This window comes from Methanolobus tindarius DSM 2278, from assembly GCF_000504205.1.
GTDB classification, from domain to species: Archaea; Halobacteriota; Methanosarcinia; order Methanosarcinales; family Methanosarcinaceae; genus Methanolobus; species Methanolobus tindarius.
The window spans coordinates 3,058,841-3,070,737 of the sequence record NZ_AZAJ01000001.1 but is presented as its reverse complement, the minus strand read 5'-3'; the positions used below and the strand labels follow the sequence as shown (position 1 = coordinate 3,070,737).

Sequence of the window (11,897 nt, the reverse complement as noted above, 5' to 3'; positions counted from 1 at the left end):
GTTCTTATAAAAGTACGTAGTTTTTATGCTTAAATAAAATAAACACCATATAAAATATCAAATTTAATCAAAATATATATAAAATGTCAGGTACCTTATATTGATGGAAGTGAGGGGAATATGAAGCTTCAAAACTGTTTAATGATATCAATAATTTTATTATTAAATCTTATACCAACTTCGAATGCTGATGTCCTGTTTCCAGGAACTAAAGGTTACAGTAGATGTGTAAGTATCACTAATCTTAATGATTATCCAGATGTTGTTTTTGTTGGTTACGTAACCGGACCATTAGTTCATTGTGAAAATCCATATCTAATCAATTCCAGTGACTGCCTGACAGAATGCTATAAAGCTAATACACTTACGGTTTATGCTATTGAGAAAGAATATTATGACAGCATAGGATTAGATGAAATTGATTTTGAGTCAGACACAAATATATTGCCTTATACTTTTGATTTTAATATGAATTTTGATGTCACCAGTGATACCAATCCTCTTACAAAAGAAGAAAGATACTATTCTGTAGCAGGGTTTAATGACACAGCACTTATACTCTATGAAGAAAGAAGAGTATCTTTCCATGGTTCAACTGTTTATAAAAATGAAACATTTGATAAGCCTGAAATACCTGAATTGAGGTTGGTTATTAATGAATCAAAAACAAAAATTCAAAAAACCAATTCAGATGATAATAGTTCTGGATTGCAGGAAGAAAACGAAGTGAATGAGACTGAAGTTGTTGTTCCGTCAGAAACCAGAGTTACTCTTAAAGATTCAATATTGTGCTTCATCAGAAAACTATTTGGAAATGATTGCTGAATTAATAAAGATCAACTATCGGTCTCATATATATGATCTACGAGTACTTGTTTCTGTTTTCACTTTTTCTGACAATAATTATAGAGACATCTGTTCTTTTCCTGCTAATCAGATTTTATTTCAAAATTGATGATCTCAGCAATTCCCTTCTTTTGTTTGCGGGTATTTTTTCCTCCTTTTCAACAATTCCTTATTTGTGGTTTCTGTTGCCACAATTCATAGATTCATACCAGAATCTGGCTTTAATCGGTGAAATCTCAGTCTTTTTGGTAGAAGCCGTGATTTATTATTTTGTTCTGAAAGTGACAGTTCAAAGAGCTTTGATTTTGTCATTTACATGTAATCTGGTATCATTTATTGTCGGATTGATGGTATTCTAATTTCTCTGGTTTTATCATTCGTAAGTTATATGTGCAACAACATCTATCATAATTTATGATTAATGCAAAAATTACATGTGCAGTGATATTTAGTCTTCTTTTCCTATGTATTGGCTGCATAGAAAATAATGACCCGGTTTCTGAAACAAATGCTGTAGATGAAGATTCAACAATGTATGCAAGTTCGGCTGATGAATATGATATTGCAATTGCAAACAATGCATTTGCCTTTGATATGTATTCAAATATTGTAAAAGAAGAGAATCTTGTATTTTCCCCATACAGCATTTTTACTGCAATGGCGATCTGTTATGGTGGTGCTGGAGGGACGACACAGGAACAAATTGCATCTGTGTTCAATTATCCATTGAGTAAACCTGTTCTTGAGGAAGCTTCAAAAAATATGATGGCTACAATCAATTCAGATACTGATAACTATGATTTAAGTACTGCAAATGCTCTCTGGGTTCGCAAAGAGTATCCTTTGAATTCAGAGTTTTCAACAAATTCAAAAGAATACTATGGTGGAAATGTAACAAATCTTGATTTCAGATCTGAACCGGAAGAATCCAGAGTAATAATCAATAATTGGGTTGCTTCGAAAACAAACGATAAAATCAAAGATTTGATTCCAGAAGAACTGATTACCGAAGATACAGCTATAATCATTACAAATGCTGTTTATTTTAAAGGTGCATGGATGAATAAATTTGATACGGCAAATACGGCAAAAAGAGCTTTCTATAATTCCTCCTCAAACGAAAATCCTGTGGATATGATGTATACTCAGGAATTTTTCAGTTATGGTGAATCTGAAAATGCAAAAATCCTAGAAATGCCTTATAAAGGTGATGATTTATGTATGTACATCGTTCTCCCTGAAGAAAACAACATAGAAGAATTTGAAGATACTTTTACTATTTCTGATTATAATGAACTTAAATCGTCCATGGAATCACAGTACATTGTGCATACATACTTACCTAAATTCAAAATCGATGTAAAAACTGAATTGCCAGATACATTGCGGAACATGGGAGTTGTGGATGCATTTGATGGAAACCTGGCTAATTTCTCAGGTATGTATAATGTTCAGTTAGTTCCGGAGGATTATAATCTATGGCTAGATGATGTAATCCACCAGGCGTTTATTGATGTACAGGAAGAGGGTACGGAAGCTGCAGCTTCAACGGCAATTGAAGCAACTGATGGTGCAATTCCAACGGTGCTTGAATTCAAAGCTGATCATCCTTTCATGTTCTTCATTGAGGATAAGCGGACAGGATGCATACTCTTCATGGGAAAAGTTGAGAATCCTGAATATTAAGGAAAAGAGAATTATTTTATTCTCTTTTTTGATTGTTTTAATATTTTCATATTTCCAATTAGAAGATTGTTTATAGCTTATTATCACCTCTAATAATCATGGAATACCATAACGAGGAATTTGAGGAAGAGACTTTCAAGGATATTGATTTTGCAGACGAATCATTCAAAAATACTAAATTTATTGATTGTGTTTTTGATAACTGCAAACTATCTAACGTAGATTTGAATAACAGCAGACTTCAGGATGTTCGATTTACAAATTGTAAAATCGTAGGTCTGGATTTTTCAAAATGCAATGACTTTATATTCAGTATAGGATTTGAGAACTGCTATCTTTCGTATTGTTTGTTTTCTGATATGGATCTGGAAAACACTGAGTTTGAAGGCTCTCAGGTTTATGATTGTGATTTCGTAAACACAAATCTTAAAAATGCAAACTTTGAAGATTGCGACCTCACAAACAGTCTTTTCAGAAATGCAAACCTGAGTCATGCATCTTTCAGGAATGCAAAGAACTATTCTATAGACCCTAACAACAATTTCCTCAAAAAGACAAAGTTTTCTATTCCGGAAGTAATCTCACTTTTGAGTGTATATGATATTGAAATAGAATAATTACAAAGCATAAAGAATTACAAAAAAATGATTCTTTTTATATTATTTATTTTAGTATAATAAATAGAATAAAATAGTATATGGACAATTTCTTCTACAAAGTTCAATTTATGGGTTGGAATAGATTGAAAAGTGGGTAATAACATGAAAACGGCATACAAGATTGCAGGTGGTCTGATAATTTCATTTTTATTCTTGTATGTGATATTGCCTTTTTTGATTGTTGGCACTCCCACTCCGTTTTATCAGATAAAGAACACGGATACTGTAGGTCATAAGATTACAGTTGAAATCTTTGACCCGCAAAACCAATCTATACATAAAAATGAATTTTATCTCGGCCCTGAAGAAACGATAAAAAAACCAAAGCCTCCAGTTCTTATTGCAAAGACTTATTTCCTTGATGAGGAGTGTGGCTGTCACGTGAAAAGCACTCTTGATGACAATTCTTCTGTATCTCTGACAATAGACTATAATCCATGGAATGAACCTTATATTTCCATCTCAGAAAATGAATTTGCTATGAAAGAACATAGTATTTGTTCTGAATAATAGCTGCCTTGCTTTTAGAACTTTATTCCGAAAGATATTTTCTAAATATGTTAGCTTCTGCTGTTAAAAAACAGCAAGAAGATAAGGTCCAAATATAAAAGCTTATGAATGAGTATGTCTACATGTTTAGTAAAAGGAATACAAATTTAACTGGCAATCAAATTTAATTTTAGTCAAATGGATAGGTATTTGATGCTTTCTCACGGGGGTTAAATTTTGAAAAAAAAACAACTTATAGATGTTATCTTTGCTTCTGAGAAAAGAAAGAATGTACTTCTCATGTTAAAAGATGGTCCTCAGGAAATGGCAGTTATCCTGGAAGAACTGGACACTAACAGACCGGCATTACTTCCACAGATAAGGATACTTGAAGAACATTCCCTTGTTTATCAATCAGGTGATTCTTACGGGTTGACCACAATTGGCAAAATTGTGGTTGATGAAATGAAACCATTCCTCGATACAATTGAATCACTTAATAAACACAGTGATTATTTAAGTACACACAATACAGAATCAATACCAGATTATCTTTTTGAGCGGATAAGCGAATTAAGGAACTGTAAGATTATAGAACCAAGCCTTGTAAATACATATGAAATTAACAGGGAGTTCTTTGATAAATCAAAGGAATCAAGCTCAATGATGTTCGTTTTCACGTTTATGCATCCTACTTTCCTGGAATTGCTTTCATACTATCTTGCCCGGGAAATAGATATTTCCATGATACTCTCACGGGAATTATTTAATAAAGTTAAAAATGAATATCCCGAAGAGTTACAAAACACATTGAGTAATAATGGTGTCAAATTTTACGTTTACAATAAGGATATAAAAGTTTCATCACTTTCAATCAGTGATGATCGTTTTGTCCTGAGGCTTCTTTTTGCTAACAATGAATTCAGCAGTAAACAGGTATATTGCTGTCATTCCGAAGCTTACAAATGGAGCAGGGATTTTTTTGACTATTTCATGAAAGATGCTGTAAGAATCACAAGCATATAACAATATTATATATATTAAACTGTACATTATATGAATCACTGGACACACGAACGGTATTAGACTAATATTATTTTGGTTGGTTGGGATTTTATAATGATACTTCTAAATAATTTTAAACTATCTGATTCAAAATTACCAGAGAGCGTGCTTTTATGAAAAAAGATTTGGTGGATATTATTTTTGCTTCAGAAAAACGAAAAAAAGTCCTTTTGATCTTACATGAGGAAACAAAAGAAATGCCAGTTATACTTTCCATTCTTGACACTACCCGACCGGCATTACTGCCGCAAATGAAGATTCTGAAGGAAAGTAATCTTATTTACCAGTCAGGTGACAGTTACGAACTCACTAAAATCGGTAAGATTGTAGTTGATGAGATGAAACCTTTCCTGAATACTATTGACACTCTTGAAGTAAACAGTCGTTACCTGACCACACACAAAGTTAGTGGTATTCCTGAAGAGTTCCAGAAAAGGATTAGTGACATACAGGGATGCCAGATTGTCGAACCAAGCATAGCTAATGCCCATGAACTTAATGCAGACCACTTTAAAATTGGAATGGCATCAAAAGCAATATATTTTGTATTCACTTTCATGCATCCTTCATGTCCCTGGATATTGCAGCAACTTGCAGATAATAACATACATCTGGAAATCATTTTTACTACAGATCTGGTAGCTAAATTAATTGAAGGATGGCCGGATGAATTCAGGCACTATATTGCTTACGATAATGTGAAATTTTATGCATATGAAAAAGAGGTAGGAATCTCTTCTCTTACAGTTACTGATGAAACAACTCTCTTGAGATTATTGTTTAATAATGGTGAATTCAGCAATAAACAGGTACTTTCCCTGACTCTACAGGGAAGACAATGGGGTAAAGAGCTATTTGACTATTACTTAAAAGATTCAAAACCTATCACACATATCTGATAATTTTAATATCCGATATTTTAATGCTTAATTTAAAAAGAACATCATTACTTCCACAACTAAAAAGTGTATGTTCCCTCACAATAACAGATAATGGATTTTTACTTAGATTACTTTTTAGCAATAATGAATTTAGCAATAAACAAATTATCTGTATGAGTCCTGAAGGGCGTAAGTGGGGAAAGGATCTCTATGACTATTACGAGAGAGACGCTGAATTGATAACTGAGATATAAAAAAAGAAAAGAAAAATGGCTCATACCGAACCATTCAATATTATTTATTCATAGGCTTCCAGAGCAAGTTCAAATTCTTCATCTGCTTTATCATAATTGTCTTTAGCCATATATTCGCAGGCTTTTCCACAATGCTCCGCAAAAGTTATACTTGCATCGTAAATAATGACACTCTCAATGGATGAAATTGAAAGTTCAGAATATTGAGAATCTTCAAGATCTGCCAGTATATCCCTTGTTTCCGTGAAATTGGACACGGTATATTCAAAATAATTCTGGGCATCTTCCCATTCTTCTTCATCCATATATTCAAGAGCCATGTCCAGATTTTCTAATCCATCAACCTGTGAATAAAGACTTTTTTCAAGGATTAAAAGTTCCGATGAAATATCCAGATTAGTAAAAACCGATTCCCTGTCATAAATTAAAACGGGTTTTAATTCAAGAGGAACATCATCCATTTCTATTTCTGATGAAAGCTCCCTGGCATTTTCAAGATTTGGCATAGCACTGTCGACAGATGTACCAAATTTTGAAATCTCTTTCTTTGCTTCATCATATTCTTCAAGGGAAATATAAGTACGTGCTTTAGAAAGATAATCATAACAATCCAGAAGGTCTTCCTCTGCTGCTATGCTTTCCAGATAATAATTGCAAATAATTGTATTTACATCGATAAGTTTCTGTTCTTCCGGATCTTCAGTGTTTGTATTTTCCAGGAGTTCCAGGGATTCTTCATAGCTTACTTTAGCCGCATAAAGCCTGTTTCGTGCATCCGTAGTGGAATCTGTGTCCATATCCTCTATGAGTTCCTCTCCTGAAGCCATAAGAGAAGTTGCAAGTTCAATATTTTTGCTAGCAGCACTTTGTTTTTCTTCTTCTACACATCCGGAAATTGATAACATTACCACTAATACTACCATTATAATCCATTTTTTCAAAATAACCACCTTTTTTGTATCAATATTCTAACTTTAAGAATAAGTACAGATTGTAGATGTATCATAAAAATTTATCGATTATATTATGTTTTTCATGTTGTCAATCTAAAAATAAAGAAACACAAACATAATCAATTCATAAATAATGTAAGCTATTGCAGGTATACCAATGGTCAACACTGCCTGTTTAAATGAGAGATTTCTTGAATATTTAATTCCATAAATCCATATGTATAGGGTCAAAGCAAAAAGTATCAGAGCAATAATAAGACTCAGTACATGTGCAGGCAAATTAGAGAACAATAATTCATTCATAATTAGCGTTGGATCCCCTGCTTGTTCCATGTTTTCAAAAAGAGCAATAAAATCTATTTTTGAATAGATCAACCAGAAATAGATTGGAGCAATTATGCTTCCTATTAAAAAAGGTATGAATCCATAAGAAATGAATTCAAGAACTCTTTTGAAACTACCAGTACCATGGAACACAGCAGAGAACAAATAAAACACGCATGCAGTTACTAGCCACATCAAAAGAATGCTGATAAAAGTGATTATCAATACAGCTGCTGTTAAGAATAAAAAGAAAAGTATCATTTCAGAAGGAATATCAGGAAAAACTAGGGATGAATTTGACGAAATAATATTTGCCACCATCAAAAGTGTTACAGCAACCATGAACAATCTGGCAAACCAGACAAGTACCATTATATAAAACGGTTTTTTCAGGTCTTCAGGCTCATTCATTTTATTCCTGAAAAATACATTCGGATTTTTAAATAATTCCAGCATACGTTTTAACCAACCTTAAAGAACTAACTCTTAAATCAAATTTTATTAAAATTTTATTTACAAGGTTAATAAAGTAGCTCTATAAAAAGATTGCTAAAATAATTAGAAAAGAAAAAATAATGATATTTTTACAATTCAATATTTTCTGTCACCAAAAATAGCTGACCCAATACGAACCATGGTGGCTCCTTCTTCTATTGCAACCCTGTAGTCACCTGACATTCCCATGGAAAGTTCTTTTAAATCAACGTTATCGAACTTTTCCTGTGTTTCTATTTTAATTTCATCAAAAAGTGCTTTCATTTCTTTAAAATATGAGCGTGCCTGCTCTGGCGAAACATAAGGTGGAATACACATCATTCCTGTGACCCGGACATTTTTGAGTAATGCAATTTCATTAATTTCCGGTCTTAGTTCTTCAAGTTTAAAGCCATGTTTCTGCGGCTCGTTGCCAATATTTACCTGGAGAAATATTTCCTGAATTTTATCGATGGCTTCAGCTCTCTTATCTATTTCCTGAGCCACTTTTAGAGAGTCTACAGACTGGATTACATCAAAATATTCCACAGCCTTTTTGACCTTATTAGTCTGCAAATGTCCTATCATGTGTTTTTCACATGGAAGTAGGCCGTCGGCTTTTTCTTCAAACTCCTGAACCCTGTTTTCTCCGATTATAGTTGCACCTGCTTTTATAGCCTCATTAATTCTTTCAGTGCCAACGGTTTTTGTAACACAGATGAGTTTTGTGTTTCCAAGTTCATTCAGGACAGAAGTTATGTTTTCAGTGACTGACATTTGATTTCCCGGCGATAAATTTGTAAATTTATGGTTTGTACCACTGATTACTTATTCTCTTATAAGATAAACTGTATTCTGAAATCGTGTCAAAAAATAAATATACTTATTTGTTTTGATTTATTTTTCTATCCAATTTCCGTTGCTGTTCTTTTCATACTTTTGTTTCACAGCAGACCACGCAACACGGTGAGAAACTTCCTCACGAGATGCATCTCCTTTTCTGTCTTTCGGATCTTTATACTGATCCCATGCATTGTTAAACGCTTCTTTGTATATCTCCTGAGCATGTTTTGGCAAATTATCCTTTACACCATCAGGTAATTCACTTAATTTATCGTAAGGCATTTTTTACTCCCCTGAATTATGATCATTTGTTTACGACATTTTTATTTTCAGTTATTAGTGTATATATGTTTCCTTGCATTTTATTTCTAAATTAATTGTAATCGAAAAGCAAAACTATATATTTAGGTAAAGCCTAACTGAATAATCGGATCGAGATATGACAGGGAATGAAAAACATTTATTTTTGGTTTTTGAAAATCTCTTCAAAATAAAAAGTGAGTGTTCATCTGACATCCTTTGTGGATGCGGAATACCGGACATTACCCTGAAACAGATTGGCTACCTGAAAATAATTGACAGGTATGGAGAAATAACATTCAGTAAACTGGCTGAAGTTACCAGTAACTCCAAGCCCACAATTTCAGAGATGATCAATAAGTTCATTCAAATGGAATGTGTTTATAAAAAAAGATCTCCTGAAGATGGCAGGGTCTTTCATATTTGCCTGACTGAAAAAGGACAGACAATATGTCGCTGCGAACAACATGCTTTGTCCCGGCTGACTCAAAAAATGGCATACTCATTAACTGAGGAGGAGTTAAAAATGCTAATAAACATTCTGGAAAAAGTAAAATGATTTTTTTTGTAAATCATTGATTAGGTAAAGACTAACTAACAATTATCCGCAGCCAAAAAAGCTGGAAATTGAGACTATTATAATGACAACACAAGAAAACAATACAGAAAACGAGAGTATAATAATCAGACTCTCTGAGATAGTAGTCTATCCTGAAAGCAACACCAAATTCCTGGCTGACAGAAATGCCGGCGAGATATTGCTCTCAAAGATGGAAAATGAACAGGAAGCAACATACGCAGTAGGACTGACCCTGAAAGAAGATGCAAAGCTTACTGAAATGAGAGAAGATGATCTTTACAGAATAGGAAACTTACTTGAAATTGAATCCGTAACTCCTGCCCGTGAAGGTTACCTGATATCTGCAAAATCTGCCGGAAGAGTCGAAGTCGCTTCCCTGTATCAGAAAGAGGAAATGTTCTACGCAACATATGAAGAGCTTCCTGACATAGCAGATCTCGATGAGAATATGCGGGAATTTGTCCTTCGCGACATAAAGCGAACGATTAAAAATATCGGAGAAAATTTCCAGCACTCAGAACATTTTCTCAAGCCCATTGATGATATGGATTCAATTGATCAGATAATGGGATATGTCACACCTTATCTGCCTGTAGCTATTGAAGAAAAGCAGGCACTGCTTGAAACACTTTCAATTCGTGAACGCTACTTGAAGTTCTTCTACATACTGGTAAAGCAGAAAGAGAACATCCAGCTACAGATGGAACTAGCAAGGAAAGTCGGCGAAAAGATGAACAAAACCCATCGAGAAGCCATGCTGCGTGAACAAATAAAGGTGATAAAGGAAGAACTCAATGAAACCGATGACCCAATTTCAGGTGAAGGTGGCTATCAGGAAAGAATAGACAATTCTGATATGCCGGAAGAGATTCACAAGAAGGCTATTTCAGAAATTAGAAAACTGGAATCTGCAGGTCCCCAGAGTCCTGAAGCTAACATAATCAGGAATTATCTTGACCTTTTGCTTGATCTCCCATGGACAAGCGGAGAGAAAAAGGACATCGATATCAACGAAGCACGCAAGGTTCTTGAGAACAATCATAATGGCCTTGAAAAGGTAAAGGAACGAATCATCCAGCACCTTGCTGTAATGAAGCTAAAGCATGAGAAGCAGGGCTCAATAATCTTGTTTACAGGTCCTCCGGGAACAGGTAAGACCAGCCTTGGTAAGAGTATAGCAGATGCTCTAGGCAGGGAATATGTGCGTGTAAGTCTTGGAGGTGTAAAGGATGAAGCTGAGATACGCGGACATCGAAGGACATACATCGGAGCTATGCCAGGAAGAATCCTTCAGGCTATCAAGAAGGCAGGAACCAGAAATCCTGTGTTCATACTGGATGAAATAGACAAACTTTCATCTTCATACTCAGGAGATCCTGCAAGTGCATTGCTTGAAGTCCTTGACCCGGAGCAAAACAATGCTTTTTCTGATCATTATCTGGAAGTTCCATACGACCTGTCCGAGGTTTTGTTCATAGCAACAGCTAACTCACTTTCAACTATCCCAGGCCCATTGCTTGACAGGATGGAAATTATTGAGATATCAGGCTATACAAAGAATGAGAAGCTTGCAATTGCAAAGGACCATTTGCTTCTGGATATACTGGAAGAACACGGTCTTGATGAGAATATGCTTCAAATTGATGATAAAGCACTAGATGGTATCATTGATCGTTACACAAGGGAAGCAGGTGTTCGTGGCCTGAAAAAGCAGCTTGCAAGGACTGCAAGATTCGTATCTGAAAAGATTGTGTCAGGAAAAGCAGAACTTCCCTTTGTTGTACATGTTGATATGCTAAAAGAGATACTTGGTAAGGAACTTATACGTCAGGATGAAGCACGTAAGGAGAATGTACCAGGTGTTGTAACCGGACTCGCATGGACCCCTGTGGGAGGAGATATCCTGTTTATAGAGGGTACTTTCATGCCGGGTAAGGGTAAACTCACCCTTACAGGTCAGCTTGGTGATGTGATGAAGGAATCAGCACAGATCTCACACAGTCTTGTCAAGTCAAGGCTTGCAAACACTGCAAACAGCTTTGATTTTACTGAAAGTGATATTCACATTCATGTACCATCTGGAGCTACTCCCAAGGACGGACCATCTGCAGGTGTTACACTGCTTACTGCACTGACATCTCTTATAACCGGTAAAGCGGTTGATTCCAAACTTGCCATGACAGGTGAAGTCACTCTCAGTGGTGCGGTCCTGCCAGTTGGCGGAATCAAAGAGAAAGTGCTTGCAGCACACAGGGCAGGTATAAAGAAGGTAATTCTTCCACATGAGAATGAACGTGATCTTGAGGATGTGCCTGAGGATGTAAGAACTGAGCTGGAATTCGTACCTGTTGAAACAATTGAAGATGTCCTCAAGGAAGCTCTGGATATTGATCTGCAAAGACCCATGGTCTGCTATTCAGGACAACATCTGCACCATCATGGAATAAGTGAAATTTAATGTGAATTTAATTTAATGGAGGCTTTCAGCTTCCATTTCCTGTTTTCTTTTTTTTGAACATACCGTTTTTCATAAGTAATATTAT

The 11,897-nt window shown here is 34.9% G+C and carries 13 protein-coding genes; 9 read left to right on the top strand and 4 right to left on the bottom strand.

Annotation, left to right across the window (positions count from 1 at the left end):
• Positions 1-120 precede the first annotated feature (120 nt).
• The 7 genes from METTI_RS14485 (at position 121) to METTI_RS15620 (ending at position 5,880) form a co-directional block, all read left to right on the top strand.
• Complete coding sequence (locus tag METTI_RS14485) at positions 121-825, top strand: hypothetical protein (protein WP_023846579.1); 705 nt, start codon at positions 121-123, stop codon at positions 823-825.
• 435 nt (positions 826-1,260) lie between these two features.
• Positions 1,261-2,532, top strand: a complete 1,272-nt coding sequence (locus tag METTI_RS14475) for a serpin family protein (protein WP_023846577.1) — start codon at positions 1,261-1,263, stop codon at positions 2,530-2,532.
• Positions 2,533-2,630: 98 nt separating this feature from the next.
• Positions 2,631-3,149, top strand: coding sequence for a pentapeptide repeat-containing protein (locus METTI_RS14470; protein WP_023846576.1), 519 nt, complete (start codon positions 2,631-2,633; stop codon positions 3,147-3,149).
• 144 nt (positions 3,150-3,293) lie between these two features.
• Complete coding sequence (locus METTI_RS14465; RefSeq protein ID WP_023846575.1) at positions 3,294-3,701, top strand: hypothetical protein; 408 nt, start codon at positions 3,294-3,296, stop codon at positions 3,699-3,701.
• Positions 3,702-3,917: 216 nt separating this feature from the next.
• On the top strand, positions 3,918-4,706 hold the full coding sequence (locus METTI_RS14460) for a helix-turn-helix transcriptional regulator (RefSeq protein ID WP_023846574.1): 789 nt from the start codon (positions 3,918-3,920) through the stop codon (positions 4,704-4,706).
• A gap of 152 nt (positions 4,707-4,858) precedes the next feature.
• A complete protein-coding gene (locus tag METTI_RS14455; protein WP_023846573.1) occupies positions 4,859-5,644 on the top strand; it encodes a helix-turn-helix transcriptional regulator in 786 nt (261 codons plus the stop codon).
• Positions 5,645-5,667: 23 nt separating this feature from the next.
• Positions 5,668-5,880, top strand: a complete 213-nt coding sequence (locus METTI_RS15620; protein ID WP_084324032.1) for a transcriptional regulator FilR1 domain-containing protein — start codon at positions 5,668-5,670, stop codon at positions 5,878-5,880.
• A gap of 44 nt (positions 5,881-5,924) precedes the next feature.
• Here the strand turns inward: METTI_RS15620 and METTI_RS14450 are convergent, their stop codons facing one another.
• The 4 genes from METTI_RS14450 to METTI_RS14435 form a co-directional block, all read right to left on the bottom strand.
• A complete protein-coding gene (locus METTI_RS14450) occupies positions 5,925-6,821 on the bottom strand; it encodes a hypothetical protein (protein ID WP_023846572.1) in 897 nt (298 codons plus the stop codon).
• A 105-nt stretch (positions 6,822-6,926) separates the two neighbouring features.
• A complete protein-coding gene (locus METTI_RS14445; RefSeq protein ID WP_048135554.1) occupies positions 6,927-7,613 on the bottom strand; it encodes a Yip1 family protein in 687 nt (228 codons plus the stop codon).
• 135 nt (positions 7,614-7,748) lie between these two features.
• Positions 7,749-8,408 (bottom strand): YggS family pyridoxal phosphate-dependent enzyme, encoded by a 660-nt coding sequence (locus METTI_RS14440; RefSeq protein ID WP_023846570.1) that lies wholly within the window; start codon positions 8,406-8,408, stop codon positions 7,749-7,751.
• Between the two features lie 120 nt (positions 8,409-8,528).
• Entirely contained in the window at positions 8,529-8,756 is a 228-nt protein-coding gene (locus tag METTI_RS14435; protein WP_023846569.1) for a ChaB family protein, read from the bottom strand.
• A gap of 184 nt (positions 8,757-8,940) precedes the next feature.
• On the opposite strand from METTI_RS14435, the gene METTI_RS14430 reads away from it, so the two are divergent.
• Complete coding sequence (locus tag METTI_RS14430; protein WP_245596150.1) at positions 8,941-9,333, top strand: MarR family winged helix-turn-helix transcriptional regulator; 393 nt, start codon at positions 8,941-8,943, stop codon at positions 9,331-9,333.
• Between the two features lie 82 nt (positions 9,334-9,415).
• On the top strand, positions 9,416-11,812 hold the full coding sequence (lon, locus tag METTI_RS14425) for an endopeptidase La (protein ID WP_023846567.1): 2,397 nt from the start codon (positions 9,416-9,418) through the stop codon (positions 11,810-11,812).
• Positions 11,813-11,897 lie beyond the last annotated feature (85 nt).

What these genes read in the sequence shown, in the direction of transcription:
- lon (WP_023846567.1), top strand. Translation starts at nt 9,416, where the DNA reads ATGACAACACAAGAAAACAATACAGAAAACGAGAGTATAATAATCAGA.
- METTI_RS14445 (WP_048135554.1), bottom strand. Translation starts at nt 7,613, where the DNA reads ATGCTGGAATTATTTAAAAATCCGAATGTATTTTTCAGGAATAAAATG.
- METTI_RS14475 (WP_023846577.1), top strand. Translation starts at nt 1,261, where the DNA reads ATGATTAATGCAAAAATTACATGTGCAGTGATATTTAGTCTTCTTTTC.
- METTI_RS14435 (WP_023846569.1), bottom strand. Translation starts at nt 8,756, where the DNA reads ATGCCTTACGATAAATTAAGTGAATTACCTGATGGTGTAAAGGATAAT.
- METTI_RS14465 (WP_023846575.1), top strand. Translation starts at nt 3,294, where the DNA reads ATGAAAACGGCATACAAGATTGCAGGTGGTCTGATAATTTCATTTTTA.
- METTI_RS14470 (WP_023846576.1), top strand. Translation starts at nt 2,631, where the DNA reads ATGGAATACCATAACGAGGAATTTGAGGAAGAGACTTTCAAGGATATT.
- METTI_RS14455 (WP_023846573.1), top strand. Translation starts at nt 4,859, where the DNA reads ATGAAAAAAGATTTGGTGGATATTATTTTTGCTTCAGAAAAACGAAAA.
- METTI_RS15620 (WP_084324032.1), top strand. Translation starts at nt 5,668, where the DNA reads ATGCTTAATTTAAAAAGAACATCATTACTTCCACAACTAAAAAGTGTA.
- METTI_RS14485 (WP_023846579.1), top strand. Translation starts at nt 121, where the DNA reads ATGAAGCTTCAAAACTGTTTAATGATATCAATAATTTTATTATTAAAT.
- METTI_RS14440 (WP_023846570.1), bottom strand. Translation starts at nt 8,408, where the DNA reads ATGTCAGTCACTGAAAACATAACTTCTGTCCTGAATGAACTTGGAAAC.